This window comes from Methylomonas koyamae (genome assembly GCF_006483455.1).
In the GTDB taxonomy this organism is placed as follows: domain Bacteria; phylum Pseudomonadota; class Gammaproteobacteria; order Methylococcales; family Methylomonadaceae; genus Methylomonas; species Methylomonas koyamae_B.
The window spans coordinates 1-26,090 of sequence record NZ_PPPU01000002.1 but is presented as its reverse complement, the minus strand read 5'-3'; the positions used below and the strand labels follow the sequence as shown (position 1 = coordinate 26,090).

26 protein-coding genes and 1 pseudogene are annotated in these 26,090 nt (G+C 55.0%); 14 read left to right on the top strand and 13 right to left on the bottom strand.

Annotated features, from left to right (window positions below; genetic code table 11):
* Positions 1-17: 17 nt before the first annotated feature.
* Positions 18-287, bottom strand: a complete 270-nt coding sequence (locus C2U68_RS00440; protein ID WP_140910534.1) for a hypothetical protein — start codon at positions 285-287, stop codon at positions 18-20.
* A gap of 344 nt (positions 288-631) precedes the next feature.
* On the opposite strand from C2U68_RS00440, the gene C2U68_RS00435 reads away from it, so the two are divergent.
* From C2U68_RS00435 to C2U68_RS00405, 7 genes are all read left to right on the top strand, one after another.
* Positions 632-1,261 carry a hypothetical protein gene (locus tag C2U68_RS00435; protein WP_140910533.1) on the top strand — a complete coding sequence of 210 codons (630 nt, stop codon included), beginning with the start codon at positions 632-634 and terminating at the stop codon, positions 1,259-1,261.
* 15 nt (positions 1,262-1,276) lie between these two features.
* A complete protein-coding gene (locus C2U68_RS00430; protein WP_222101853.1) occupies positions 1,277-2,503 on the top strand; it encodes an AAA family ATPase in 1,227 nt (408 codons plus the stop codon).
* Positions 2,504-2,575: 72 nt separating this feature from the next.
* A complete protein-coding gene (locus C2U68_RS00425) occupies positions 2,576-3,970 on the top strand; it encodes a hypothetical protein (RefSeq protein WP_140910532.1) in 1,395 nt (464 codons plus the stop codon).
* 191 nt (positions 3,971-4,161) lie between these two features.
* Positions 4,162-5,088, top strand: a complete 927-nt coding sequence (gene hemC, locus C2U68_RS00420; RefSeq protein WP_140910531.1) for a hydroxymethylbilane synthase — start codon at positions 4,162-4,164, stop codon at positions 5,086-5,088.
* Positions 5,088-5,867: a uroporphyrinogen-III synthase gene (locus tag C2U68_RS00415; RefSeq protein ID WP_260839146.1), complete on the top strand. Its 780-nt coding sequence runs from the start codon at positions 5,088-5,090 to the stop codon at positions 5,865-5,867. Before hemC ends, C2U68_RS00415 begins: the two co-directional genes overlap by 1 nt.
* Entirely contained in the window at positions 5,851-7,008 is a 1,158-nt protein-coding gene (locus tag C2U68_RS00410; protein WP_140910529.1) for a uroporphyrinogen-III C-methyltransferase, read from the top strand. Before C2U68_RS00415 ends, C2U68_RS00410 begins: the two co-directional genes overlap by 17 nt.
* Positions 7,009-7,022: 14 nt before the next feature.
* Positions 7,023-8,255 carry a heme biosynthesis HemY N-terminal domain-containing protein gene (locus tag C2U68_RS00405; protein ID WP_140910528.1) on the top strand — a complete coding sequence of 411 codons (1,233 nt, stop codon included), beginning with the start codon at positions 7,023-7,025 and terminating at the stop codon, positions 8,253-8,255.
* Positions 8,256-8,319: 64 nt separating this feature from the next.
* Here the strand turns inward: C2U68_RS00405 and C2U68_RS00400 are convergent, their stop codons facing one another.
* From C2U68_RS00400 to hemB, 10 genes are all read right to left on the bottom strand, one after another.
* The gene (locus tag C2U68_RS00400; protein ID WP_140910527.1) at positions 8,320-9,300 is read right to left on the bottom strand and encodes a GGDEF domain-containing protein; all 981 of its coding nucleotides are present in this window, start codon (positions 9,298-9,300) and stop codon (positions 8,320-8,322) included.
* A gap of 157 nt (positions 9,301-9,457) precedes the next feature.
* On the bottom strand, positions 9,458-10,594 hold the full coding sequence (locus tag C2U68_RS00395) for a PP2C family protein-serine/threonine phosphatase (RefSeq protein WP_140910526.1): 1,137 nt from the start codon (positions 10,592-10,594) through the stop codon (positions 9,458-9,460).
* Positions 10,595-10,635: 41 nt separating this feature from the next.
* Positions 10,636-12,099 (bottom strand): 4-hydroxy-3-polyprenylbenzoate decarboxylase, encoded by a 1,464-nt coding sequence (ubiD, locus tag C2U68_RS00390; protein ID WP_140910525.1) that lies wholly within the window; start codon positions 12,097-12,099, stop codon positions 10,636-10,638.
* A 112-nt stretch (positions 12,100-12,211) separates the two neighbouring features.
* Positions 12,212-12,670 carry a sterol desaturase family protein gene (locus tag C2U68_RS00385; RefSeq protein WP_140910524.1) on the bottom strand — a complete coding sequence of 153 codons (459 nt, stop codon included), beginning with the start codon at positions 12,668-12,670 and terminating at the stop codon, positions 12,212-12,214.
* 13 nt (positions 12,671-12,683) lie between these two features.
* On the bottom strand, positions 12,684-12,971 hold the full coding sequence (locus C2U68_RS00380; RefSeq protein WP_140910523.1) for a hypothetical protein: 288 nt from the start codon (positions 12,969-12,971) through the stop codon (positions 12,684-12,686).
* A gap of 63 nt (positions 12,972-13,034) precedes the next feature.
* A complete protein-coding gene (gene prlC / locus C2U68_RS00375; RefSeq protein WP_140910522.1) occupies positions 13,035-15,077 on the bottom strand; it encodes an oligopeptidase A in 2,043 nt (680 codons plus the stop codon).
* A gap of 417 nt (positions 15,078-15,494) precedes the next feature.
* Positions 15,495-16,784, bottom strand: a complete 1,290-nt coding sequence (locus C2U68_RS00370) for an HDOD domain-containing protein (protein ID WP_140910521.1) — start codon at positions 16,782-16,784, stop codon at positions 15,495-15,497.
* Between the two features lie 4 nt (positions 16,785-16,788).
* A complete protein-coding gene (locus tag C2U68_RS00365; protein ID WP_140910520.1) occupies positions 16,789-18,069 on the bottom strand; it encodes an HDOD domain-containing protein in 1,281 nt (426 codons plus the stop codon).
* Positions 18,070-18,147: 78 nt separating this feature from the next.
* Positions 18,148-19,026, bottom strand: a complete 879-nt coding sequence (gene aroE, locus C2U68_RS00360) for a shikimate dehydrogenase (protein WP_140910519.1) — start codon at positions 19,024-19,026, stop codon at positions 18,148-18,150.
* Positions 19,027-19,034: 8 nt separating this feature from the next.
* Entirely contained in the window at positions 19,035-20,042 is a 1,008-nt protein-coding gene (gene hemB / locus C2U68_RS00355; protein WP_140910562.1) for a porphobilinogen synthase, read from the bottom strand.
* A gap of 164 nt (positions 20,043-20,206) precedes the next feature.
* Between hemB and C2U68_RS00350 the strand changes: the two genes are divergently transcribed.
* The 4 genes from C2U68_RS00350 to C2U68_RS00335 all read left to right on the top strand — a co-directional run bounded on the left by C2U68_RS00350 (position 20,207) and on the right by C2U68_RS00335 (position 23,027).
* The gene (locus C2U68_RS00350) at positions 20,207-20,836 is read left to right on the top strand and encodes a phospholipid-binding protein MlaC (protein ID WP_140910518.1); all 630 of its coding nucleotides are present in this window, start codon (positions 20,207-20,209) and stop codon (positions 20,834-20,836) included.
* A 59-nt stretch (positions 20,837-20,895) separates the two neighbouring features.
* Entirely contained in the window at positions 20,896-21,627 is a 732-nt protein-coding gene (cmoA, locus tag C2U68_RS00345) for a carboxy-S-adenosyl-L-methionine synthase CmoA (RefSeq protein WP_140910517.1), read from the top strand.
* Positions 21,621-22,589 (top strand): tRNA 5-methoxyuridine(34)/uridine 5-oxyacetic acid(34) synthase CmoB, encoded by a 969-nt coding sequence (cmoB, locus tag C2U68_RS00340; RefSeq protein WP_140910516.1) that lies wholly within the window; start codon positions 21,621-21,623, stop codon positions 22,587-22,589. Before cmoA ends, cmoB begins: the two co-directional genes overlap by 7 nt.
* Positions 22,590-22,715: 126 nt before the next feature.
* Positions 22,716-23,027: a ComEA family DNA-binding protein gene (locus tag C2U68_RS00335; RefSeq protein ID WP_140910515.1), complete on the top strand. Its 312-nt coding sequence runs from the start codon at positions 22,716-22,718 to the stop codon at positions 23,025-23,027.
* A 103-nt stretch (positions 23,028-23,130) separates the two neighbouring features.
* Here the strand turns inward: C2U68_RS00335 and C2U68_RS00330 are convergent, their stop codons facing one another.
* Together C2U68_RS00330 and thpR are read right to left on the bottom strand one after the other, a co-directional pair.
* A complete protein-coding gene (locus tag C2U68_RS00330; RefSeq protein ID WP_140910514.1) occupies positions 23,131-23,478 on the bottom strand; it encodes a phenylpyruvate tautomerase MIF-related protein in 348 nt (115 codons plus the stop codon).
* A gap of 18 nt (positions 23,479-23,496) precedes the next feature.
* The gene (thpR, locus tag C2U68_RS00325; RefSeq protein WP_140910513.1) at positions 23,497-24,009 is read right to left on the bottom strand and encodes an RNA 2',3'-cyclic phosphodiesterase; all 513 of its coding nucleotides are present in this window, start codon (positions 24,007-24,009) and stop codon (positions 23,497-23,499) included.
* Between the two features lie 339 nt (positions 24,010-24,348).
* Between thpR and hxlA the strand changes: the two genes are divergently transcribed.
* The 3 genes and pseudogenes from hxlA to C2U68_RS00315 form a co-directional block, all read left to right on the top strand.
* Positions 24,349-24,996, top strand: a complete 648-nt coding sequence (gene hxlA / locus C2U68_RS21465) for a 3-hexulose-6-phosphate synthase (RefSeq protein WP_260839145.1) — start codon at positions 24,349-24,351, stop codon at positions 24,994-24,996.
* Between the two features lie 3 nt (positions 24,997-24,999).
* Entirely contained in the window at positions 25,000-25,533 is a 534-nt protein-coding gene (gene hxlB / locus C2U68_RS21460) for a 6-phospho-3-hexuloisomerase (RefSeq protein ID WP_054763862.1), read from the top strand.
* A 196-nt stretch (positions 25,534-25,729) separates the two neighbouring features.
* Positions 25,730-26,090: pseudogene (locus tag C2U68_RS00315) on the top strand (transketolase); the annotation flags it as partial.

Below are 26,090 nucleotides of genomic sequence, written 5' to 3'. Positions count from 1 at the left end.
TATCGGTCGGCTGTTTTTCAAAAGCTATGGCTCAAGATCAATGCGAGCGATGCCAACAGAAAAATCGCCGCCAGCGCGGCCTGACGAATGTTAGGCGGTTCGGCACTGAGGCCGGTCGCCAAGGCGGCGAACGACAACAAAGCCGTCGGATACGCCAACAGGTCTGAAATGCCGAATGCCTCGCGGCCAGTGTCAGCCTCCGCCGCGGCGTAGTAGGTAAAGCAGCCAATGCTGGGTATAGCGGCAATCAGGCCGACGATTGCTAGCAGGCGTATGGATCGTTTCATGCGGGCTACTCGTCCGATTTGTCAGGTTAAAGATAGAGCGATCTTCGTTTTTTCCAAGCGCTGGCAGATGGTTTGTCGACCTCGGTTAGGCTTCGCATAGGGCATTTCGGTCATTTTGACGGACTAGGCTCACATTCGAGATATGCGGTTGGAGACTGGGCTTGCGGATTTTGACGTAACGGCTAAGCTTGGCGGGCCAAATCACTTGGAAAGTTCGCTGTGGCAAGCGGTCGAGTTGTTGTGGCTTACATGGATTGAGATGGTGAATCTGCCAATACGGCCAATTATGGCGTTAGATCATTTGCTCGGCGGAATTCGCCGATTCTTCGAGGATACCGGAGAGCATGAAACATTTGGAACCGATAAAGCCGTCACGCAATGAGCAGGAGTCGAGGCGGGTCAGAAGCGGCCAAGCTTCGCCGCTTAAGTTACTTTTGATCAGTGCCTTGCTGGTTGCCGGGCTGGGTTACGCTATTGATGATGCATGGATTTCCGGTGCTGTCGATAAGGTTTCCAGTACCCACCAAGCCGAATTGGAGACCACGTTCGCCAAGATCCAATCAGTCGAGTTAGTGCCGGTGTCAGATAGCGATACGGAAGCCGCTTTGGCTACGATGCGACTCCCGCCTGAACAGCGGCAACAATTGATGTCGGAATTGTCCAAGCGCGTTGATTTGGCTCCAGACGCTAATCCGGCGGCAAGCGGATTGAGGTTGGTGTGGGTCACGTTGTGGGATTTTGCTGCCGCAGATGGCGATGTGGTCAACGTGGCTTCGGCCGGCTATCAGAGCGATGTGGTTTTACAAAAAAAACCAACCCGGATCGCGGTGCCGCTTGACGGGACTAAGTCTGTGAAAATAACCGGAGTTCATGACGGTGGCGGAGGTATCACGCTTGGCGTTGAGAGCGGAGGTAACCCGCTTGCGCTGCCGCTGTTAAAACCGGGCGTCAGTTTGGTTTTACCGGCCTCTTGATTGGGCGGTTGACGGATGATTAGTGCCTTTGGCCGTTGGATGCCTGTGCTGTTTGCGGTGACCGCGTTCGTCAGTTTGTTTCAGTTTGCTGAGGATCACTGGCCGAAGGCGCCAGTCGTGCCAAGCATCATTTCCGGATTGCGTAGCAACATCGCCTATATAGCCGGCTTTGCTCTAGTCGGATGGCTGTTGTTAGCGCTAGGATGGCTCTACGAGCGCTCCCGGCTTCCCACTTTTTTACACAAGGGGCTACTTATGGATATTCTCGACCGCCTGACCAATAGACAGGCTATAGAAGACGGGTTGGCCGAAGCGGAGAATGCTACATTTATCGACGCCGAAAGTCTCTCCAAGGCGATGAAACAGCGGGTAGTCGGGCAGGACGGCGTTTGCGACGACATATCTGCCCAAATTAGGCGGCGCTTGGCCTTATCTCAGCGCGGCAAGCCTGTCGGCGTATTTTTGTTCGCCGGGCCACCGGGTACCGGCAAAACCTATCTGGCCAAAGTGCTGGCCGACGAACTTGAACGTCCGTTGCTGCATTTTGACATGACGCAATTTGCATCCGGTAGTTATTCTTTGTCGCAATTGTTCGGTATGACCAAGGGATATGTCGGTTCCGACAGTTATGGAAAGTTGACGGCCGGTCTGCGGGACACGCCGGATGCGGTGGTGCTGTTGGACGAAATCGAGAAAGCGCATCCGGATGTGCTGAAAGCCTTTTTGACCGCTTGGAATGATGGATTTGTAACGGAGCGCTCCGATAGCCGCCACATTGCCACGACCTCGGCGATTTTTGTTTTGACTAGTAATGCAGCGACTGACCGCCTGACGGAATTGGCCGAGACTTTCGCTGGCGAGCCAGACATGATGAGGTCGAGCGCGGTCGAAGCGCTCCGCGAGAGTCTATTTGCCCCCGAAGTTTTGAATCGGCTGGATCGAATATTCGTGTTTCGAGCGCTGCAAGGTTTGGATGTTGCCAGAGTCGCTGCTTTGGAAATCGAGGACATGATTCGTAGTTACGGCTTGGAAGTCGTCAATCAAGGTATCGACCCCCAAATTATCCTGACGTTAATGGCGCGTTTCAAGAAGCTCGGGAAGAGTAGTTCCTCTAGGGATCTGGTGCGTGTCATTGAAGAGCGTTTGGCGGATTCACTGATAGAAGCGAAGAAATGTGGCGTTAAAGCCATCGAATTGAGTTTTGACGGTGAGCAACGAGTTGTGGCTCGAGCGCGAGGTTAAAGTTTCAAAGTGAACTCGATGGAGCGCGAAGGGTTATGGGTTCGATCGGCAACGTGGCGCTGGACTGTGGTTTTGACCTGCCTGTCTTCCGCGTTGGTGGTGTGGTTGGGACCTTGGCAGCAGATGATTACATCCAGACCCAGTGCTGCCAGTTACCGAGCGAGTGCGGCGAATTCGGTGCAGCAGGTGGCGGCCAACACCACACAAGTTCAGCTATCAACCGGATCAGCCGGACACGACGAGTCCTTTGACGTCAGCCTGGCACCTCAGGCTAATGTTTTGCCGCCCGGTACCGAATTGCATGTCGTCGGTGTGTATAGTGGGGGCGCTGCCGATGGACCTAAATCCCAGCCGTGGTGGGCAAAGTGTCCCAACCGAAAGGATTCTCAAGCGATGCTGAATTGTCATCAGCAATATGCCGTACAGCACACTCAGAATATCGTGACCGTGACAGTCCCATCTTCCCCGATACCCAAAGTACTCGCGCTGATGTCTTACGAGCCGGTTAAATGGGTATTGGTTGGAGCAAAGGCCGGGAACGTCCGGCGAATTATTCTCGGTGGGTATCACGGTCAGGATTTTCAGGGGGTCACCGAGGATATCCCGGTGGACGTTTATACCTATGATTCCTCTCCTTGCGTGAACTGTTCACGCCATTCCGATCACTTTTACGCTTATCGCAAGGACTCTGCGGAATACTCGCAAGCGCTGGATAAGCTTCGCAGCATAACGGGCCTTAGTCCGGTCTCGTTCCAGGGACTTCCCAAAAGCGACCGTTTTACCATTGTATCTTCGCCCGCGGTGAGCGTGGCGTCCGCAGGTAAAACTGAAAACCGGGCTGATTCCGTTTCCGGGCGTCGCTTTATTGATGAGGTTGTGATCGGCGATGTGGCGATACCGCTGCCGGAGGGAGACTGGCAGGGGTTGGCACACATCCAGAATCCGTCCAGTCGGGGCAGCGATGAATTGGCGGTGTTGGCCAAAATTGAGCAAGACAAATTACAGGAAATGGTTGTACTACGCTTACAGTTTGTCGTTGATGGTAAAGGTTTCGCTCGGCACTCGGCTTGCGATGCTGCCGGCGCACAAGCCGCTAAAACGGCGGAAAACCAGGATTTCGGCAAGCAGATGTGTTTTTGGGTCGGACACGATACCGCACCGTGGGGGCAGCCGATTTTTAATTTGGCCGCAAACAGGCTAGTCGCTAAAAACGTCGCATTGCCGGATGTCTTGATCAACAGTGTGTTTCATCGTGCGGACAAGAACTCGGCGCTGACTGTTGTTTATGCTAACAACCCCGAGATAAGGGGATTGTCCAGTCCCAAAACTACCTGGGAAGCTAGTTCATGGCACCCGAAGTTTATACAGCGATTTCCAGATAAATTGACTTATATGCAAGACCGAATGCAATGGGCTGCAACTTGGTTCCAGATTTTTAGAGCGAAACTCCCTGCCTCCGCTGGCTGATTTCCGGTCACTACACTCATTCCAGTTTTAGTTTGTTGTCGGTAGTTTTACAGGCACAGTGCCGGAACCACGCAATCGGCGACGCTAGGATAACTTCCCCCCACCTTTCCCGGAGAATCGGATTACAATAGCCGCCATTTATTCTCAACTCAGGGTGCGGGTGGTTCCCGCCCGAATCGGCAGGAGCTATTTTGGCTGACAGAATCATTCGAATCGCCACCCGGCAAAGTCCGCTGGCTTTGTGGCAGGCCGAGCACGTCGCCGAGCGCTTGCGTCAGGCTTTTCCGGGCTTGCAGACCGAACTGGTGAAGATGGTGACTCGCGGCGACAAAATCCTGGATGCGCCGTTGGCGAAAGTCGGCGGCAAGGGTTTGTTCGTCAAGGAACTGGAACAGGGCATGCTGGAAGGGGCGGCCGATATTGCCGTGCACTCGATGAAAGACGTGCCGGTCGAATTTCCGGATGGCTTGCATCTGGCGGTGATTCTGGAACGCGAAGATCCTACCGACGCCTTCGTCTCCAACCGTTACCGGGCTTTGGCCGAGCTGCCGGCGGATGCCCGAATCGGCACCTCTAGTTTGCGTCGTCAATGCCAAATTAAGGAAAAATTCCCGAATGCCGAAATTTTGAGCCTGCGCGGTAATGTCAATACCCGCCTGGCCAAGCTCGATGCCGGCGAATACGACGCGATTATTCTGGCCTCGGCCGGACTGAAACGGTTGGATTTGGCGGAACGCATCACCGCCCGCTTGCTGCCGGAGGAGTCCTTGCCGGCCATGGGCCAAGGCGCGATCGGCATCGAATGCCGGATCGACGATGCCGAGATTCATCAGTACCTAAAGGTATTGCACGACGAAGAGACCAGCATCCGCGTCGGCGCGGAACGGGCTATGAACGCCAGACTAAATGGCGGTTGCCAGGTGCCGATCGCCGGTTTTGCCGAAGTCAAAGGCCAGCGCTTGTTCATGCGTGGTTTAGTCGGTAGTCCCGACGGTTCCGTTTTGTACCGTGCCGAGGCAGAGAGCAGTTTGGCGCAGGCTGAGGCATTGGGCCGGGCGGTAGCGGACGATTTATTGGCGCAAGGGGCCGATCAGATACTCCGCGAGCTTTACCAGTGATGCCCGGTTTGAACGGCGCGCGCGTTTTAGTAACCCGGCCTGCCGGTCAAGCCGAGCATTTGTGCGAATTAATCGAAAGCCGTGGCGGGATTCCGGTGCGGTTTCCGACCTTGCTGATCGTTGCGCATCAGCCTGAGGCACAAGCTCTGGCTGATGCCGCAGCCAGCGATTGGCTGATTTTTACCAGTAGTAACGCTGTGGATTTTGCTATACCGGCGTTCGGTGGCAAAATGCCGGGTTGGCGTGGAGCCAGACTGGGGGCTGTCGGCGCCGCAACCGCGGAAGCGTTGCGGCAGGCTGGCTGCGAGGTGGCGTGTGTGCCGGCCAGCGAATTCAGTAGCGACGGTTTGCTAGCCGAGCCGGCACTGCTGCAGGTTGCTGGCTTGCGCTGCACTATTGTGCGCGGCTGCGGCGGCCGGGAAAAATTGGCGGATGGGCTACGTGGCCGCGGTGCCGAAGTGAAGTATTTGGAAGTCTACAGCCGGAGCCGGCCGGAGGCTGATGCCGCTGGATTGCGGGCCGATCTGCAAGGAAACCGGCTGGCAGCGGTGACGGTGACCAGCGTTGAGGCGCTGCAAAATTTGTTGGCAATGCTGGACAGCGAGTCGGTTGAACGATTGCGGCAAATCGGATTGGTGGTGGTGAGCGAGCGTATCGGCCAAACTGCGCTACAGCTAGGATTTAAACGGGTGGCAGTCAGCTCGCAAGCGACGGATGCGGCGATATTAGAGACCTTGACGACGTTATTGAACGGGGAAAACAGTGGCGGAAGTAATTGAAGAAAAACAAGAAGCTCCAGCTCAGGTGGTAGTGGTTAAGAAGTCGCACGCCGGTCTTTGGATAGGCATACTTTCCATCGCCCTGGTTGTGGCGGTGGCGGCGGCGGGTTTTTATTATTTGCAGCAATTACGAGCCAGCCAAGACACCGAGAATAGTCAGGACAATCAGAAAATCATCGAACTGGACCGGGAGTTGAACGGCTTGCGCGATCAGTTGGCCGGGGTGCAATCCCAGATCGCCAACGTCAATGCCGAAATGACCGGCAAGGACAACCATTTCAACCAAACCTTGGCCGAATTCTCCCAGTTGCACGAAGAGCGTTTGACTACAGCCCGCAAGGAATTGGAGAACTCGATATTGGTGGTGCAGCGCCAATTGGGTAAAACACGCGGCGATTGGCTGCTGGCGGATGCCGAATACTTGTTGACAGTCGCGAATCAGCGGTTGCAGCTGGTCGGCGACGTCAATACCACGCGTCAGGCGCTGGAAGCGGCCGACCAACGGCTGCGCGAAAGTGGAGATGCGGCGGTATTCAAGGTCAGAGAGCAGATTGCCAAAGAACTGTCGTTGTTGAACAGTGCCATCGTACCGGATATCGTCGGCCTTTACGCGCAAATCCAACAATTGCAGGATTCGGTAGAAAGCTTGGCGGTGTTTCTGCCACATGCCGGCAAAGCCTTGGAAAAACCGGAAGCGGCCAATCAGGATTTGTCCGAACACGGTCATGAAATCCTGCAACAGGTTGCCAAGCAATTGGAGGGCTATGTGGTATTGCGCCATACCGACCAGCCGGTCAATGCCGTGCTGACCCCGGAAGAAGCTCACTTTATCAAACAGCAATTGAAAGTTCGGTTGGAAATGATCCAGATTGCCTTGGTGCAACAGAATGATGCCTTGTTTTCCAGCAGCGTTGCCGACGCCAAACAATGGCTGAAGAAGAATTTTGCCGAAAACCAACAGACCGATAACTTTGCCGTTGAGCTGGATAAACTGGCCGGGGTTCAGATTCGTAGCCAGTACCCGGACGTCAGCGGTTCTCTAAAGCTACTGAAGGACATCAGCAAGCTGCGGATCGAGACCGATAAGGCCGTGTTCAACAATCCGCCGGCGCCGGCCGAAGCCGCAACGGCCGGCCAGTAATCAGCGGTGGCGCCATGAAGAATCTTGTTTATTTCCTCGGCTCGCTGCTTTGTGCGGTTGTTGCGGCGTATTGGCTGCACAGCTGGTTGGCCGAGTATAACGATCCGGGCTATGTCTTGATCGGTTTCGGCCATTGGTCGTTGGAAACCTCGCTGACGGTATTTGCCGTGGCGTCGGTGATCGGTTTTTTTGCGTTGTATAACTTCTTCCGGTTACTGGGCGTATTGCTCAGACTGCCGGGGCAGCTATCCAAACGCCGGCGCAACATCAAATTCAACCGTTCCCAGGAAGCGTTGATCGCCGGTCTGTTCGATGCCGCCGACGGCAACTGGGAGCGGGCCGAGAAAATTCTGGTCAAGCACGCCGCGAATAGCGGCGCGCCGCTGCTGCACTATTTGACCGCGGCGAGGGCGGCGCAATCGCGGGGGGCGCTGGACAAACGTGACGAGTATCTGCAAAAAGCCGCGGCGCAATCGTCCGATACCAGTATCACGGTTGGCTTGACTCAAGCGGAGTTGCACCTTTCCGAACAACAATTCGAGCAGGCGTTGGAGACTTTGGGCAAATTGCATTCAATCAACCCCGGCCATGCCAGGGTGTTGAAAATGATGCATCAGGCTTACCAGCACCTGGGCGATTGGGAAGGCCTGAGCAAGCTGTTACCCTCCTTGCAGCAACATAAAGTGCTGATGGAAGCCGACGTCAAGTTGCTGGAAACCGAGACCTTCAGCCGGTTGTTGAAACAAGCGGCCGAGCAGAACGACGCCCAAGCCGTTCAAGCTTGTTGGGAGACCGTGCCGGACCATATCAAAATCCTGCCGGGTATTGCCAATATTTACTTTGCGGCAATGATCGGTGCCGGCGCTGGCGAAAGCGTCGAGCCGGCGATGCTGAAACAGTTGGGCCGGCGCTGGGATGATACCTTGCTGGTGTTGTTGGCTAACGTCGAAACCTCCGACTCCGCCAAGCAATTGCAGTCGATAGAACAATGGTTGGCAGTGCATCCGGCCAATGCCGTGTTGCTGCGCGTGCTCGGCAAACTGGCTTTGAAAGTGCAACAAATGGAAAAAGCCGAACAGTACTTGTTGAAAAGCCTGAATATCGAACCGTCGGTCGCTGCTTACCAATTACTCGGCGAAGTGCAGTTCAGCCGCGGCGAAAAAGACCTGGCTTGCGAGAGTTTCAAGCGCGGTTTGGTATTGGCTTCCGATGAGGTGGTCGGCAATATCGAAGCCGTTACCGGCTAGGCTTTGCCGAATGGCCGAGATCGGGATTCGTTTACCGGCTTAACAAAGCTCCGGTTGGCCGGTGTTAACCGGCAGCGGAATTCGGGTTTGGGTGGGTTACCAGCCTGTTTCGGCCCCCGGCTTTGGCCTGGTAAAGCGCTTTGTCCGCCCTGTCCAGCAAGTGGGCCGGCTCAGTTTGGTGGTCGATATGGGTTAGGCCGATGCTGACAGTGACTTGGCCGGCAACCGGAAATTGCTGACGCTCGATTGCGGTGCGGAACCGCTCGAAGGTCGACACGGCGTCGGCCTGATTGACCAGATTCAATATCACGACAAATTCCTCGCCGCCGAAACGGAACAAAAAATCGTTGTAGCGGAAATGTCTTTCCATCGCCTGGCTGAACATCAGCAATACTTCGTCGCCGTATAAATGGCCGTGAGTGTCGTTTATCCGTTTGAAATGATCGATATCCAGCATGGCAATCCAGGAGCTCTTCTCCAAGTAGCAATCCTTGATCGGATGCGAGCGGAAATAATCGCAGACCTGTAACATGCGGGCGTCGAACGACTGGCGGTTAGGCAATTTGGTCAATGGGTCGCGTTCCTTGCGGTCGTGTAGCGCCACCAGATTTCGGTAAATCGAGATTAGATCGGTAAGCAGTGCCAAGGCCGGTGGATCGAACGTTCCCTTCAGTAGTAAGGCCCGGTCGGGTCCGCCCAGCTCGCGTACCGGAGCGACGATTTGGGTGAACAGCCCAGCTGCATTGGGTTTGCTAGGCGTCAGATCGGCACTGCTGTTAAATTCCTTAAGCAGGTCGATGTCCTCTTCCTGCGGCTGCTCGGCAAAATCCAACGGAAAGCGCCGCACCAGTTGCTCGCTGGTACACCGGGCTTCGCCGGTTTTTAGGTTGCGTTCGCCGTAGACTTCGTAGGCAGCTGCCTGGTCGATCCAGGGCAAATCTTCCAATAAATGCAGGAAGCGGTAAGTCAGGCCTTGGTAGTCGGGTTGTTCGCTCAACGCGATCGCCCAATGCGAAATTTGCCGGTAGTCGGGATGTAGGTTCAATTGCGCGAGCCTTTGGTCGGCAGAGTTATAAGTACCCGCATATTCTGCTTGAATCGCAGGTGGTTTCGAAAGACATTTTTTAATAACGTTCGATGCGTGTGGCGTGGTGGGCGCTGGCGAGGCCCCGGCGGAGATTCGGCTGCTCCAGGGTGGAACGTTATACGCAGCGTATTGCCATGCAGGAGATGTCGTCGTGGGCTTCGCGAATTGCCAAATGGCGTTCCAGCGCCGCTTTGACGGCATCGATGCGTTGGCCGGCCGGAGTGGCCGCCAAGGTATCGAGCAAGCCGCCTTGACCGAAACATGCGTGGTCTGGATCTTGGGCGTCGGTCAGGCCGTCGGAATAGACAAATAACTCGCAAGCGGATTCCCATTGCCAAAGTTCGCAGCGGTCATCGAATTCCTCGTCGGCCAGGATGCCGGCAAAGGTATGGCGAGATTTAAAGGAATGCATCGCTGTGCCGGCAGAGTCGAGGACCAATGCGCTCGGCAAGCCGCCATTCCACAGTTCTATCGATTTCCGCGTGCTGTCTATCATGCCGATAGCCAGCGCCACAAAGCGATCCGGCGGTATCTGCGTGAATAGTAAGCGGTTTATTTCCCTGACGATAACGGGAATTGCCAAGCCTTTTCGGGTCATGGCCTGAAATGCCTGATTGACTATGACGGTCGGAATCGCCGCCGCCAAGCCGTGGCCGGTTGAATCGGCCAGCATGAAATATATTTGCTGTTGGCTGACGCGGCGGGCGCAAATCAAATCGCCGCTGAAGCGGTTGGCCGGTTTCAGCCAAAATTGCAGATGGTCGTCTTTCAGATCGTTTTGCCTGATCAAGCGGGCAAAAATGCTTTGCAGGAACAATTGCTCGGTTTCGTTCCGGTCGTGGTACATCTTCAATTGCGCCGTGTCGGCGGCAATGACGCGTTGCATATCCAAAAAACGCTGCACCGAGTTGAGCTTGGCTTGCAGGATGGCTTGATTGAACGGTTTCGGTAAATAGTCGTCAGCCCCCGCTTCCAGACCGGCGACGACGTCTTCGGTTTCGGTCAGTGCGCTGATGACGAAAATCGGCGTCCATTTGCTGCTATTCAGTGCGCGGATGGCTTTGATTGCCTGGATGCCGTCGAGTGTCGGCATTATGATGTCCATCAGTACCAGATCGGGATCGGTGGCGGCGAACTGGTCGACGGCTTCCTGACCGTTTGCCGCCAAGATAACCCGATGCTGCATCCGGGTCAGCAATTTCTCCAGCAGTATTCTGTTTTCCGGCAGGTCGTCGGCGACCAATATTTTCATTACGGCGACTACAGTTAATTACTGAAAGCCTGCAGTCTACATTAACTGAACAGCGAATCCCACATTGCGTCGACTTTTTTTATGACCTCCGGCCGCATCACAATCGGCCGCCCCCATTCGCGTGTGGTTTCGCCGGGCCATTTGTTGGTAGCGTCGAAGCCGACTTTGGAGCCCAGGCCGGATACCGGCGAGGCAAAGTCCAGGTAATCGATCGGCGTGTTTTCCAAGATCGTCAAGTCGCGAGCCGGGTCCATCCGGGTGGTGATGGCCCAGATCACGTCCTGCCAGTTGCGCACGTCCACGTCGTCGTCGACCACGATGACGAATTTGGTGTACATGAACTGGCGCAAGTAGGACCAAGTACCGAGCATCACCCGCTTGGCGTGGCCGGCATATTGTTTCTTCATGCTGATGACCGCCATCCGGTAGGAACAGCCTTCCGGCGGCAGGTAGAAATCGACGATTTCCGGAAACTGCTTCTGCAGAATCGGCACGAACACTTCGTTCAAGGCCACGCCCAAAATCGCCGGCTCGTCGGGCGGCCGGCCGGTGTAGGTGCTGTGGTAAATCGGCACCTGGCGCTGGGTGATGCGTTCGATCGTGAACACCGGGAATTCGTCGACTTCGTTGTAATAGCCGGTGTGGTCGCCATAGGGACCTTCCGGCGCGGTTTCGTTTGGGTAGATAAAGCCTTCCAGGACGATTTCGGCGCTGGCCGGTACTTGCAGATCGTTGCTCAGGCATTTGGTCACCTCGGTCTTGCTGCCGCGCAGCAGGCCGGCGAAGGCGTATTCCGACAAAGGGTCGGGTACCGGGGTGACCGCCGCCAGGATTGTCGCCGGGTCTGCGCCTAAGGCGACCGCGACCGGAAACGGTTCGCCGGGACGTTGTTGTTGCCATTCCCGAAAATCAAGCGCGCCGCCGCGATGGGCCAGCCAGCGCATGATGACTTTGTTTTTGCCGATGACTTGCTGGCGGTAGATGCCGAGGTTTTGCCGCTCTTTATTGGGGCCGCGAGTAATCACCAGCGGCCAGGTAATCAGGGGGGCGGCGTCTTCCGGCCAGCAGGTCTGAATCGGGTAATCGGTCAGATCGATTTCGTCGCCGATCCTGATCACTTCCTGACAGGGCGGATTATTGACGACTTTCGGCGCCATGTTCAGTACTTGTTTGAACACCGGCAGCTTTTCCAGTGCGTCCTTCACGCCTTTGGGCGGTTCCGGTTCCTTCAGGTAAGCCAATACTTCGCCGATCGCCCGTAACTCGGAGATATCCTTGGCACCCATTCCCATCGCCACCCGCTTGGTCGTGCCGAACAGATTGCCGAGTACGGCAATATTCGAGCCTTTCGGGTTTTCGAATAACAATGCCGGGCCGCCTTGTTTCAGCACCCGGTCGCAAATGACGGTCATTTCCAGAACCGGATCGATTTCGTGTTTGATGCGCTTCAGTTCGCCCTGTTTTTCCAGTTGCTGGATGAAGTCGCGTAGGTCTCTATATTTCATACCAAAGTAGATGATTGGATGTCCGATGGAAAGGTTGGTCCGCTGGCATCGCATTCGCCCGCAAAGTTTAACGGAATCCGGAATGCCGGGTTTAGTTCGTAGGCTCGCCGGTCTAATTGTTCAAGCGGGTACCGAAAACGTAATCGAACCAAGGCCAGGTTACGCACCAATTGCCGTTACCTGCCTGCAGATGGTGCTGGTAGTGCCAGGGTAAGTGCCGCTTTGCCCAATCGGGATCGAGATGGGCGCGGCGGTGTTTGTAGTAATACAGCGCCAGCGACGCATACAGTGCCAGCACGAAGAACGGCAGGTCGAGCGCCAAAGGCAGATGCAGCGTTACGATAAGCGCCAATACGGCCATTTCTTTGGTCTGCGCGTTCCAGGTCCAGCGTAAGCTGCTATAGCCTGGATCGCGCATACCTTGTTCCGCGCAAATCCTGTGGTGCTGGTGCCAGTGGTAAGCCCAAATGCTGTCGGGATTCTTGCCCAGGCCATGCAGCAGGTACTTATGCATTAGCCATTCGCCGAGATTCGCGTAGAGCAGGGCGGCCAGTATTTGCAATGCTGCCATCCGAATTCGACCGTCAAATCACCGGCACGATCAGGACGAACAGAAAAGCGATGACGGTCCACAACACGATTTTGGTTCGCAACGGCGTTTTGCGCCATAACGCGGCCAATTCCTGTTTCATCGCCTGCTTGCGGTCGGTTGCGGCGCGGATGCGTTTGATTGCTCCTGCCAGGGTGTCGCGTTCCAGGCGCTGCTGTTCCTCGAACAGCAACTCGTCCAGCTGCGAATAAAACACGTCGCAGTTCGGGCATTTGAATTCCTCGCCGATTCGGGCCTGACCGCACTGAGGGCAATGTTTCATGGTTGCTCCTGAGAGTAAAAAATCCGGCCGTTTGGCAACTCGGCCAAACAGCCGATATGGCCGTTAGGCGGCAATGCCGTTGTGGCGCAATAACGCATCGATATTCGGTTCCCGGCCGCGGAAGTTTTTGAACAAGGTCATCGCGTCGGCGCTGCCGCCCTGCTCAAGGATATTGTGCAAGAATGCCTCGCCGGTCGCCTGGTCGAAGATGCCGTTTTCTTCGAACAGCGAGAAGGCATCGGCCGACAGCACTTCCGCCCATTTGTAACTGTAATAGCCCGCCGCGTAGCCGCCGGCGAAGATATGGGAAAAGCTGTGGGCGAAGCGGTTGAACTCGGGCGGCTTGACCACCGCGACCTGCTCGCGCACTTGCTGTAAAGTCGGATAGATCCGGCCGCCCTTGGCTGGATCGAAATGTTGGTGGATTTTGAAGTCGAACAAGCTGAATTCCAGTTGCCGCACCATCATCATGCCGGCCTGGAAATTTTTGGCGGCCAGCATTTTGGCATATAGCGTGTCCGGTAACGGTGCGTCGGTTTGGTAGTGGCCGGAAATCAAGCCCAGCGCTTCTCGATCCCAACACCAGTTTTCCAGGAATTGACTGGGCAACTCAACGGCGTCCCATTCCACGCCGTTGATGCCGGAAACGCCCAGGTAATCGATCTGAGTCAGCATGTGGTGTAAGCCGTGGCCGAATTCGTGGAACAGGGTTTCCACTTCGTCGTGGGTCAGCAGGGCGGGATCGTTGCCGGTCGGCGGCGTGAAATTGCAAGTCAGATACGCTACCGGGGTTTGCAAATGGCCGTCTGCGGATTTCTTGCGGCAGACGCAATCGTCCATCCAGGCGCCGCCGCGCTTTTTGGCACGGGCATATAAATCAAGGAAGAAGCGGCCGCGCAGTTGGCCGTTGCGGTCGAGAATTTGGTAAAAGCGGACGTCGGGATGCCAGGTGTCGAAGTCTTTGAGCTCGGAAATTTGGAGGCCGAACAGTCGCTCTACAATCGCAAACAGGCCCGGCACCACTTTGCTGTCGGGGAAATAAGCTTTTACTTCTTCTTGCGACAACTGATAGTAATGTTGGCGCATTTTTTCCGAGTAATAACCGATATCCCAGGCTTGCAAATCTTGCAGGCCGTGTTGTTGCGCGGCGTATTCTTTCAGTTCCGCCAGATCGCGGCGGGCTTGGCGCCAGGATTTGTCCGCCAGATCTTCCAGAAATTGAACGACATCCTCGGTGGACTTGGCCATTTTGGTGGCGAGCGAATACTCGGCGTAGTTGTCGAAGCCCAGCAATTGGGCTTTTTCGTGGCGCAAGGCCAGGATCTGCTCCATGATTTCCGAGTTGTCCCAGCGCCCGGCGTGCGGACCTTGGTCCGAGGCACGGGTACAGAAGGCTTCGTAATGTTCGCGGCGTAAATCGCGGTTATCGGCGTAGGTCATGATCGCCAGATAGGACGGGAATTGCAGGTTGATCAGCCAGCCGTCCTTGCCCTCGGCGTCGGCCGCCTGCTTGGCTTGCGCCAACGCGGATTCCGGTAGCCCGGCCAGATCGTCGACATGGGTGATTTGTTTGTGCCAGGCGTTGGTAGCATCCAGCAGATTTTCCTCGAACTGGCTGGCAAGTTTGGACAATTGCTGGCTGATTTCCTTGAAGCGGGCCTGTTTGTCCGCCGGCAAATCGACGCCTGACAGATGAAAGTCGCGTAATGCATTGTCGATAATCTTTTGTTGGGCGCGATCCAGCGCAGCGAATTCGGTGCTGTCGCGGACGGCTTTATACGCCTGTTGCAGCGCCTTGTTCTGGCCCACTTCGGTCGAATATGCGCTCAATTTGCCCAGGCAGGCGTTGTAAGCGTCGCGCATGGCTTCGCTGTTGACTACCGAATTCATGTGGCTGACCGGCGACCAGGCTTTATTCAGCCGGTCTTCGGCAGTTTCGATCGGGTCGATCAGGTTGTGCCAAGAGTAGGCCTCGCCGCCTGCGAGTTGTTTTTCGATCGTGGCTCTAGCCTCGGCCAGCAATTGGTCTATGGCCGGTTCGACGTGTTCGGGCAGTATTTTGGAAAATTGGGGCAATTCGGTCTGTACGAGTAACGGGTTGGTCATGTCGGTGCCAATTTAGATGAAAAAATGAAAAACGATGTCAGCACGGCAGCCGCGTCGCTCGACCCACGGTGTGGGTGTCGTGCGATATCGCCTACGCAAAATCCTGATGCAATTTGCTTAGGTTGAGCCTGCTAGCGTCGGGATTTGCGTCGAACTCCGGGGAGCCTTTGCACTGCGCTTGCGCCGTAAGCCAGGATCAGTGACGCCGATTGTGTTGATTCCGTTCGGCTGCGGCACAAGCAGTTTTCCGCACGATGCGGATATTGCCACTATATTCCGGAAATTCGAACGATTTGTACAGGAGCAAACGGTTGGGGAGCGGCGTAAGTTGGAAAGCGTCCGGCTTGTCAAGTAAGGATGCGGGGGCTTGAAGCTGCCCGCGTCTGGGGAGCTTAGGCGTTGTTGCACCGGCTGGTATCAGGTCCGGAAGAAATTCAGCGCCTCCGCTATTTGCTGTTTGGCATCTTGCAGCGCTTTCAGGGACATGTCGGGCGTCAGCGCATTGTCGCCCAGTTTGTGGAAGGCCGGTAAAGTGTTCAGCGGCGGCAAGTTTTGGCTTAGCGGGCCGCCGAGCCGGCTGTGGAATTTTGCCAGCAAGACGATATCGTTCACTTGCAGCGGCTTGGCGTCGTCGAAATACCAGTTATCGGTGTTTAATGGAATCTGTTGCAGACTGTCCGGAAAGTGCCATTTCTTGAGGATAAACGTACCAACCACCCCCTGCAAATGATCGATAGCGGCTCGCAGTTCGGTTTCGTTGTATTCAGCTGGGTCCAGCGTTTCCGCTAGCGTTACGATCGGGAGGGCGCCGATGTTATGAGTCAAGCCGGCCAGCAAGGCTTCGTCGGCATTGATTTTGCCGCTGAGCCCGGCCAGGGTGTAACTGAGGCTGGCAACCTGGATGCTTTGTTTCCAAAGCGACTGTGCCAACTGGTTCAAGAGTTTGTTTCGGCTCTTGAACAGTTGGTGCAGACTGATGCTGGTCGCCAGATTTTGTGTGGTCTTGAAGCCGAGCCGGTTGACGGCGTCGTGGCTGCTGGTGATCGGCCGGTTGCTGCGATAGATTGGGCTGTTGGCGACCTGGATCAGTTTCGAGGAAATCACCGGATCCAAATTCAGGATTTTGACTGCATCGCCGATGCTGATGTCTTTTTGCAACGCGCTACGCAGCCTCAGTGCTACGTCGGGCAGGCTGGGGACGTGCAGGTTGTCGGCCTTGAAAGCTTGGCAGAAGCGTTGGAACAACACCGTATTGCGCAAGGCTTGTGGGACTTGTTCCAGATTCAGCGCGGTCTGGTCGGCCAGTTTGCTGCTGCGTTGCAAGGCGGACAGCGGCAGGTAGACGGCTTGCAACGCAGATTTGGCGATGGCGTTGAAGTTCTGTTCGCCGGAGGTCGCCAGCGGATAGCAAGCTTTGAAGGTGCCGGCTTCCACCATGTATCCAGCACCGTTGGCGGCTTCCATAAATACTTGGCCGCTGTAAAGGTATGCCACTTCCTCCGTCTGCTCGCCACGGTTGAACAGCAAGTCCCCCGGATTGAAATTACGCAATCTGATGGGCAAGGTTTTCAGCTCCGTGACCGGTAATTCGCCTACCGGGATCAGCTGTTGCAAAAACTGGAGCGGCAATTGCGCTGTCGTTGCTTCGCGAGTTTTCTCCGCTCGCTGGCTCGGTTCGGCGGTTTTTTTAAATAGCTTTAAGAACATGCGGTCAGGTCGAGAAAATACTCAGGGCTTCGTGAATTTTGGCTTTGGCGTCGTGTAGGATCGCCAGTGTGTTTTCCGGAGACAACGAGAAATTTTTCAGTTTGCTGGCGGCCGGAATGGCAGTGATCGCCGGCAGCTCGGAAGACGCGGTTTTGCCTATCTGCGCATGCAGGCGCGACAACACTACGATATCGGTCAGCGTCAGTTTTTCATGGCTGTTTTGGTACCAATTGCTGCTGGACAGAGCAACGTCGAGGAATTCTTCCGCAAAATCCCATTCTTTTAAGACCACGGCGCCGACCGGCCCCTTGATGACCGGGATGGCTTGTTCGATCTCGCTTTCGTTGTGGTATTCGTTAGGCAGATTGGCGACGAAGTTCAGGAACGGGATCACGCCGATGTCGCAAACCAAGCCCGCCAACAGCGCGTTCTCCGGATTTTGTTCGCGGGTATGGCTGGCCAGCACGTGGCAAAGGCCCGACAAATACAGGCTTTGTTTCCATAAGTTTTCCAAATGGCTTTTGATCAGTGGCGATTTGCTTTTGAAAATTTGCCTCATGCTCAACGCGGTGACCAAATTGCGGGTGGCGTTCAAGCCGATGCGAATCACGGCTTCTTTACAGTTTTTGGCGCGCACCGAGGTCAAGTACAGCGGGCAGTTGGCAACTTCGATCAATTTGGCGGAGATCGCGGGATCGAGTTGGATGATCTTGACCGCTTCGTCGATATTGACATCTTTTTGGATGGCCTTGCGCAGATTGATGGCGACTTCCGGCAGGGACGGTATTTCGATTTCGTGGTCGGAATTCTGGAAGTGTTCGGCGAACAACGCCAGCAGCCGGTTGTCATGCAACTCTTCGGGTATTTCCAGTTTGCCGTGGTCCTGCCGACTGGGCGTCAACATGATTTTCAACGATACCCGCAGGATGTCGACGTCGGTTTTGGCGGTCGCGGTGGCGGTGTGCTTGGTGCCGCTACAGATCGGAAACTTGGCTTGGGCGCTGCCGGCCACGATTTCGTAACTCTTGCCGTTGTGGTCGGCCAGCGTGACGGTGCCCTGCAACAGGTAAATCGCGCAGGTGGCCTGTTCGTTGACGTTATAAAGGATACTACCCGCGCTCAGGCTTTCCACGTGGTTGTCGGTGGAAAAGGTTTGCAGGATTTCGTCGCTGAGATTCCGGATCGGAAATAGCTGTTTCAACGTCTCCGGTGTAATGGGTTGTCCGGCGTGTTGCTTGTGCAGCTTGGCCTGGGCTTTTTCGAAAAAAGATCTGATTCCACTCATGCTGTTCCAATAACCGTATAGAAGTCGTTTTGCGGGTGATTGTCGCCGTTTGTCGGCGTGTTTGTCATTTGTCCGGGTTCAGTTGGTCTCTCGGCGTTCTTGGTCGAGCAAGCCGATCACCGGTGCGGTGGCAGGGCGGACTCCTCGCCAAATATAGAACGCCTCGGCGGCTTGTTCCACCAACATGCCTAAACCGTCGACACTTTTTGCCGCGCCATTGGCCAAGCCCCAGCGGACGAAGGCGGTCGGCCGGTTGGCGTAGGCCAAGTCGTAGCAGGTGCCGTTTTCGGCGAGCAGGCCGGCGGGAAGCGGCGGGAGTTCGTCGCTAAGGCTGGCCGCGGTGGCGTTGATGATCAGATCGAAACAGCGGCCGGCCAGGGCGTCGTAACCGCAGGCGTCCACCGCGCCGAGAAAATTGAAGTCGTCGGCGATGGTATGAGCTCTGGCCGGCGTGCGATTGGCGATCACCAGGCTGGCCGGCTTTTGCTTCAGCAACGGGGCGACAATGCCGCGGCAGGCGCCGCCTGCACCGAGGATCAGAATGGCGGTTCCCGGCAGATTGAGCTGCAGGTTCGCGGTCAGGTCGTTCAACAGGCCGGTGCCGTCGGTATTCTCGCCCAAAATGCTGCCGTCGGCGGTCAACGCCAGGGTATTTACCGCCTTGGCCGCTTCGGCGGCCTCGCTGAGTCGGTCTGCATAACGCCACGCCAGTTCCTTCAATGGCACCGTGCAGTTCAGGCCTTTGCCGCCGGCGCTAAAAAAAGCATCTGCCGCGGCTGTAAAGTTGTCCGCGGGGACGTCCTGTGCCGAGTACGCCAGATTTTGCCCGGTTTGCTCGGCAAACAGTTTGTGTATTCTGGGCGATTTACTGTGGTTGATCGGATGGCCGAATACCGCGTATTGATCGGATAGGCTCGAGTCGGGGATGTTGGCGACGCTGTTGAGGTTATCGTTCATGCCGGAGATCATCCTCGGCTGAGCCACTGGGCGGCGGCTTTGGCGTAATAGGTCAGGATGGCGTCGCAGCCGGCGCGTTTGAAGGCCAGCAGCGATTCCAGCACGACTTGCCGTTCGTCCAGCCAGCCGTTGGCGCTGGCAGCCTTCAGCATGGCGTATTCGCCGCTGACCTGATAGGCGAAGGTCGGTACGCCAAAGTGGTCTTTGGCGCGGCGGATGATGTCCAGATAAGGCATGCCGGGTTTGACCATGATCATGTCGGCGCCTTCCTGCAGATCCAGCGCGATTTCGCGCAGGGCTTCGTCCGAATTGGCCGGGTCCATCTGGTAGCTGTATTTGTTGCCGCCGGCCAAGTTACCGGCCGAGCCGACCGCGTCACGGAACGGACCGTAAAAACTGGAGGCGTATTTGGCCGAATAAGCCAGAATCCGGGTGTTGGTAAAACCGTGGTTCTCCAAAGTATTACGAATCGCGCCGATCCGGCCGTCCATCATGTCCGATGGCGCGACAATGTCGGCGCCGGCTTCGGCGTGGGATAAGGCCTGCTTGCATAGCACGGCCACAGTTTCGTCGTTGACTACGTAGCCGTGTTCATTCAGCAGGCCGTCTTGGCCGTGCGATGTGAACGGGTCCAAGGCGATATCGGTGATTACGCCGAGTTCCGGCAGCTCAGCTTTCAGCGCTCTTACGCAGCGTTGCGCCAGGCCGTCCGGGTTGAATGCTTCCTCTGCCGCCAAGGACTTCTGGGCCGGATCAATCACGGGAAACAAGGCTATCGCGGGTATGCCCAGCTCCAACAAGGTTTCCGCTTCCTTGAGTAACAAGTCTATCGACAACCGGTTGACACCGGGCATTGAGGCGACGGATTGCTGCTGGTTTTGGCCTTCGATGACAAACAGCGGGCAAATCAAGTCGTCACAGCTTAGGCGGTTCTCCTGCATCAGCCGGCGGGAAAAAGTCTGAAAGCGCATGCGCCGCATCCGGGTGGCTGGGAAAAAGTCTTTAGGGTGTGGCATCTGATCCATAGTAATATAATAGGGCATTGGTCGATCCAAGGAGGGTGGACCGAAGTCTTTCGCTTGACCGGCTCAGGCCTTTATTCTAGCAGTGTATCGAATCGGGGCACTCTAATTTAGCCGGCAATTCCTTTTGAGATGATTTTATGAGTATCCGAACTTATATGCGTTTTATGTCTGTGTTGGTTTTTAGCGTATTTGCAGTCTTGTCTACGATCGCGCCGGTAGCGGCCGCCGACCTAAGCGAACCGCAAATGGCGATTGAAGACGCTTCCAATAAGCTCAAGCAACGTCTGCAGGACCCGAATTTTCCGCACGATTTCCAAAAAATCAATGCCTTCGTTCAAGAGGTGATTTATCCGCATGTGGATTTCGATCTGATTTCGTCGCTGGTGCTGGGTAAGCTGTGGAAGGACGCTTCCCCCTCTGAGAAGGAAAGTTTTAAAAAGGAATTTCAAACTTTGTTGATCAGAACCTATTCCAGAGCGTTTTTCGAGTTTAAGGACTGGTCGATCCGGTTTTTGCCGGTGACGCCGGAAGAGGACGAGCGCAAAGTCTTGATCAAAACCGAAGTATTGCAGCCGGGGCTGCAGCCGATAGCGGTCAATTACCGGATGTTGAACGTTAAAGGCCAGTGGAAAGCTTACGACATCATGATCGAAGGCGTCAGTTTAGTGACCAACTATCGGACCAGTTTCAAAAACGAAGTCGAGCGTACCGGTTCGTTGCAGGAAGTGATCAATCAGTTGGCGAAACGCAATACTGAAGCGCTAAACGCCAAAAACAACTCCTAAGTGTTCTCCTCGGATTCCGGCCGCGCCTGCAGGTGGGGCCGGAATCCAGCTTCCTGTTCATGTCATCCCTCAAAGATTCTCTTTACGCCAATCCGCTTGGCGAAGTCGGCGCATTTAAATTCGACGAAGCCGTGGTCAAGGTGTTTCCGGACATGATTCAGCGTTCGGTGCCCGGCTATCCGGCGATTATCTCGGCCATCGGCCTGTTGGCCGGCCGCTTTGCCAGGGATGACAGCGTTTGCTTCGACTTGGGCTGTTCTCTGGGGGCGGCGAGTCTGGCTATGCGGCGGCAAATCACCGCGAAGAATTGTCGTGTCGTGGCCGTCGATTGTTCCGAAGCAATGGTCGAGCAGTGTCGGAAAAATCTAGCGGACTCTGCGGTCGCGGGGGTGGATGTGGTGTGTGCCGACATTCGCGACATCCCGATCGAGAACGCGTCGGTCGTGGTGTTGAATTTTACGCTGCAATTTATTCCGTTGGCGGACCGGGAGGCTTTCTTGGCCAAGCTCTATGGTGGATTGTTGCCCGGCGGAATTTTGATTTTGTCGGAAAAATTGGCGTTTGACGATACTCGGCAACAGGAATTGCAGACCGAGATGCACCACTTGTTCAAAAAGGCACAGGGCTACAGCGAGCTGGAAATCAGCCAAAAGCGCAGTGCGCTGGAAAACGTGCTGATTCCGGAAACGTTTGCAGTGCATCGGCAGCGCTTGGTTTCGCTAGGCTTTTCCAGTGTCGAGGTCTGGTTCCAGTATTTCAACTTCGCATCGATGATTGCGTTGAAATGCTAGGTTACGACGATTTGTACGCCTCACTACGGGAGGCGGGTGACCGGGTCTGGGGTGAGAGTTTGCCCGGACAATTGGCCGCGGCGTTTAGCGATGCCGCGCACGGCGATTTGCCGCGTTGGCGCCAGGTGGTTGATGATTTGCCGCGTTACCCGGCCTCCAGTATCGATTTGGCGAATGCGGTGCGGATCGGTGTCGATTCGGATATTTCCGATGTTGCCAGACAGCAATTGCGCGAACAGCTGATGAAGTTGCATCCTTGGCGGAAAGGGCCTTACCGGATATTTGGCATCGATATCGATACCGAATGGCGTTCCGATTGGAAATGGGAGCGGCTGAAAAATGGGATCGCTCCGCTGTCAAACCGGGCAGTGCTCGACGTCGGCTGCGGTAATGGTTACCACTGTTGGCGAATGCTGGGAGCGGGGGCGCGGTTGGTGGTTGGCATCGATCCTACCATGCTCAGCGTGATGCAGTTTCAGGCGATACGTAAGCTCCACGGGCTGGCGCCGATTTACGTCTTGCCGCTGGGGATCGAAGACGTGCCGGCCAATTTGGGATGGTTCGATACTGTGTTTTCGATGGGGGTGTTGTACCACAGGCGCTCGCCGATCGATCATTTGTTGGAATTGAAAGGTTGTTTGCGGCCGGGCGGCGAGTTGGTTCTGGAAACGCTGGTGGTCGAGGGTGACGAGCGCCAGGTTTTGCTGCCGGCCGGCCGTTACGCGCAAATGCGCAACGTCTGGTTTTTGCCCAGTTGTCAGGCGCTGGAGTTATGGATGCAGCGTTGCGGTTATAAGGATATTCAGTTGTTGCATGTCGGCAAAACCACGGTCGAGGAGCAGCGCAGTACGGAATGGATGCGGTTTCATTCCTTGGCCGATTTTCTCGATCCGGGTTCTCCCAAGTTGACCAGCGAAGGTTTGCCGGCGCCGATGCGGGCGATTCTGAAGGCTAGCGTTTAGATATAGGTTGGCAATTCTAAATTATTGTAATTCTCAAGTAACATTCTAGAATTGCCTAGCTTGAAAAATGCGCCGACATGGGTTCGGTTTTTTCAGGCAGTCAACCATTAAAACGGGAGTCCAAATATGAAAAAATTAATTACCATTTTGATGTTATGTTCCTTCTCTGTGTTTGCCGAGCCGATTGACATCAATCGAGCGGATGCCGAGACCATCGCTAAGGAGTTAACCGGAATCGGGCCGAAGAAAGCGGAAGCGATTTTGCAGTACCGAAAGGAGCATGGGGATTTTAAGACGCCAAAGGATCTGGAAAATGTCCCTGGTATCGGTGCAAAAACGGTTCAGCAAAACGAGAAGAACATAATATTCGGCGATTCAGCGGCAGCGGAAAAGCCAGCGAAACCGGAAAAGCCGGCAGAACCGAAAAAAGCCAAATAGGCGCCTGATTTCAGGCTCTTGATTGAATTGTGTTGCGGCTGGTGTCGCAACCGATTGCTCCGCCCCCTGGAGGTCGATCGGCTGTTTTATAGGGGGGCGGGCTTTAGCCGAAAGTGCCGCCGTTCCAGCCCCAAAATTCCGCCGGACAATTACTGAACTCGATATAAATCCGATCCGGCTTGATCTCCAGTTTATTTGACAGGAGCTGGCACAGCTCTGCGGCTAAGTTTTGTGCTTGGTTTTTGGTCAAGCCGATACTTTTGCATTCCAAGTAGGCCAGGGGCTGGTCGTTGCCGGCGAAAAGCATAGAGCCCTCGCTGGCCAATTGAACCATCACGTAGCGTTCGGGTTTACCGGTCTCGGTTGCGACAAGTTTGGATAATTCGCCGAGTAATTCCTTGGCTTGCTCGACATTTACTGGGGAGTTGGTGTTGAGTTTCAGGTAAGGCATGCGTTCTCCTTCACGAGTTTATGCATTGATGTCGTGCCATCGTTCGACGATCCGGTATTCTACGCCCGAAGGGGTTTGGAGGGATTCCGTCAGGCAAAATCCGTTCGATTGCCACAAGACAGGGGTTATATTCACTTCGGGTTTGCAGCGGGCTTTTTTGGTTAACGTGGCATGTGGCTTGTAAGGCCGGCAGTCGGTAATAATGCCGCTTCGGTCTGCAATTCCGGCCAGCTCGGTGTGGAATCGCAGGAAGTTTGGATCGAAACCGCTGGCTGTCAGGCACAAGACTTTCGGTTTTTCCCAGAAATCCAGTCGGTCTAATACAAGCTCGGTTGGAATATCTTTGAGTTTGGCCGCTTCCTGCGTCACCTCTGCCTGCTGCTTGGCGTTGACCTTGCCCAAAAATAGCAAGGTAATGTGCAGATTGTGTGTTGCAACCGGTTTGCCGCAACCAGCCAGTTGTTTGCAAACGGCGGCGCATGCCGAACGCGTGGCCGGAGTGGGCCATAGTGCAAAAAACAGGCGTCTCAATCAGCTATCCTCCTGTGTCGGAAGTGCAGTGTCGAAGTGTGCGGTTTGTTGCCGAGTTTTGCAATTCCGGTTTGGCAATAACGCGATCGATTGCGGTGTAGTTCCGAGGTGCGGGGTGGGAAGGGTTTTTAGTGGCATGCGATCTGTCCGTTACGCAAATGTAGCATTTCGATTGCGTCGTCAGCCTATGTGGCGCTTGCGGTTGCTAAGGATTGACATACCTGCTGTTTCTATCTTACAGTTACAGATGCATCACACGTACGTGACAAGCCTAGCGGGTTGTGGCAATTTGCAAGAATCGGCTATTACTAAAAATTAAAAACTTTCGGAGCACATCACATGGCAAGACCATTAATTCAAATGGCGTTGGACTCACTGGATTTCAACCAAACTGTGGCATTGGCTGACCAAGTCGCCCCTTATGTCGATATCTTTGAAATCGGTACCCCTTGCATCAAATATAACGGCGTCAACTTGGTGAAAGAGTTGAGAAACCGTTACCCAGACAAATTGTTGTTGGTCGACCTGAAAACCATGGACGCCGGCGAATACGAAGCAGGCGCTTTCTACGCAGCCGGCGCAGATATCTGCACCGTATTGGGCGTATCCGGTTTGGCTACCATCGGTGGCGTAATCAAAGCGGCAAAAAAATACGCTGCTGAAGTACAAGTTGACCTCATCAACGTGCCAAGCAAATCCGAGTGCGCACGCGAATCAGCCAAACTGGGCGCGCAAATCATGGGCGTTCACACCGGTCTGGACGCGCAAGCGGCTGGTCAAACCCCATTCACCGACTTGAATGAAGTCGCTTCTTTGGGTTTGAACGTTCGCGTTTCTGTTGCCGGCGGTATTAAACCTGCAACCATCGACCAAACCGTTAAAGCCGGTGCCAATATCATCGTCGTCGGTGCGGCTATTTACGGTGCGCCATCACCTGCCGAAGCGGCTCGTGAAATCCGTGAATTGGTTGACGCGGCGGCGGTGTAAGCCATGCATCAAGAGTTAATCATAAACAAAATTTCCAGCATTCTGGAAGCCACCCCCGATTCGCACGACAAAGCTTTGGTCGATATGCTGGATCAAGCCAAGAGAATCTTCGTCTCTGGTGCCGGTCGCTCGAAGCTCGTTGGTAATTTCTTCGCCATGCGCTTGATGCACGGCGGTTATGACGTCAGTGTTGTTGGGGAAATTGTAACGCCGAGCATTAAAAACGGTGATTTGTTAATCATCATTTCCGGTTCTGGCGAAACAGAGCAATTGATCGCGTTTACCAAAAAAGCGAAAGAAGTCGGCGCTAAAATCGTATTGATTTCAGCCAAGGACGACTCGACTATTGGCGATATGGCGGATATTACGCTGCAAATCGGCCGTTCCGAGCAATACGGCAAAGTTAAAGGCATGCCTATGGGTACTGTGTTTGAATTGTCCACCTTGCTGTTTTTGGAAGCTACCATCTCTCACGTAATTCACGAGAAAGGTATTCCCGAAGAGGAAATGAGATCAAGACACGCCAATTTGGAATAATTGCGTATAGCCTACGGTCTGGCGCAGCCTGCCGTAGGCCCAACAGATAACAAGTGGGCGTCAAGGTGATACCGATTCCAGCAGTCTAAGAGCAAGAGTGTGGTATTGGTCTTCCTTGAAATTTACCAAGCCTCAGCCAGAGCGGCGTTTGACACCACAAACGTGCACTTAAAATAACAAGTTAAAGGAGACCAACATGCCTTCGCGTCGAGACTTAGCGAACGCCATCCGCGCACTTAGCATGGACGCGGTACAAAAAGCCAATTCAGGACACCCTGGAGCCCCGATGGGGATGGCCGATATCGCCGAAGTACTGTGGAACGATTTTCTGAACCACAACCCCAATAACCCGAAATGGGCCAACCGCGACCGCTTCGTGTTGTCCAACGGTCACGGCTCCATGCTGATTTACTCGTTGTTGCACCTGTCGGGCTACAACCTGCCGATCGACGAACTGAAACAGTTCCGTCAACTGCATTCCAAAACCCCGGGCCACCCTGAATACGGCTACACCGACGGCGTCGAAACCACCACCGGTCCGCTGGGCCAAGGCATCA

Coding starts and splice junctions, on each gene's coding strand:
- C2U68_RS00440 (WP_140910534.1), bottom strand. CDS start 287: ATGAAACGATCCATACGCCTGCTAGCAATCGTCGGCCTGATTGCCGCT.
- C2U68_RS00435 (WP_140910533.1), top strand. CDS start 632: ATGAAACATTTGGAACCGATAAAGCCGTCACGCAATGAGCAGGAGTCG.
- C2U68_RS00430 (WP_222101853.1), top strand. CDS start 1,277: ATGATTAGTGCCTTTGGCCGTTGGATGCCTGTGCTGTTTGCGGTGACC.
- C2U68_RS00415 (WP_260839146.1), top strand. CDS start 5,088: ATGCCCGGTTTGAACGGCGCGCGCGTTTTAGTAACCCGGCCTGCCGGT.
- C2U68_RS00405 (WP_140910528.1), top strand. CDS start 7,023: ATGAAGAATCTTGTTTATTTCCTCGGCTCGCTGCTTTGTGCGGTTGTT.
- C2U68_RS00395 (WP_140910526.1), bottom strand. CDS start 10,594: ATGAAAATATTGGTCGCCGACGACCTGCCGGAAAACAGAATACTGCTG.
- ubiD (WP_140910525.1), bottom strand. CDS start 12,099: ATGAAATATAGAGACCTACGCGACTTCATCCAGCAACTGGAAAAACAG.
- C2U68_RS00385 (WP_140910524.1), bottom strand. CDS start 12,670: ATGGCAGCATTGCAAATACTGGCCGCCCTGCTCTACGCGAATCTCGGC.
- C2U68_RS00380 (WP_140910523.1), bottom strand. CDS start 12,971: ATGAAACATTGCCCTCAGTGCGGTCAGGCCCGAATCGGCGAGGAATTC.
- prlC (WP_140910522.1), bottom strand. CDS start 15,077: ATGACCAACCCGTTACTCGTACAGACCGAATTGCCCCAATTTTCCAAA.
- C2U68_RS00370 (WP_140910521.1), bottom strand. CDS start 16,784: ATGTTCTTAAAGCTATTTAAAAAAACCGCCGAACCGAGCCAGCGAGCG.
- C2U68_RS00365 (WP_140910520.1), bottom strand. CDS start 18,069: ATGAGTGGAATCAGATCTTTTTTCGAAAAAGCCCAGGCCAAGCTGCAC.
- aroE (WP_140910519.1), bottom strand. CDS start 19,026: ATGAACGATAACCTCAACAGCGTCGCCAACATCCCCGACTCGAGCCTA.
- hemB (WP_140910562.1), bottom strand. CDS start 20,042: ATGCCACACCCTAAAGACTTTTTCCCAGCCACCCGGATGCGGCGCATG.
- C2U68_RS00350 (WP_140910518.1), top strand. CDS start 20,207: ATGCGTTTTATGTCTGTGTTGGTTTTTAGCGTATTTGCAGTCTTGTCT.
- cmoA (WP_140910517.1), top strand. CDS start 20,896: ATGTCATCCCTCAAAGATTCTCTTTACGCCAATCCGCTTGGCGAAGTC.
- cmoB (WP_140910516.1), top strand. CDS start 21,621: ATGCTAGGTTACGACGATTTGTACGCCTCACTACGGGAGGCGGGTGAC.
- C2U68_RS00335 (WP_140910515.1), top strand. CDS start 22,716: ATGAAAAAATTAATTACCATTTTGATGTTATGTTCCTTCTCTGTGTTT.
- C2U68_RS00330 (WP_140910514.1), bottom strand. CDS start 23,478: ATGCCTTACCTGAAACTCAACACCAACTCCCCAGTAAATGTCGAGCAA.
- hxlA (WP_260839145.1), top strand. CDS start 24,349: ATGGCAAGACCATTAATTCAAATGGCGTTGGACTCACTGGATTTCAAC.
- hxlB (WP_054763862.1), top strand. CDS start 25,000: ATGCATCAAGAGTTAATCATAAACAAAATTTCCAGCATTCTGGAAGCC.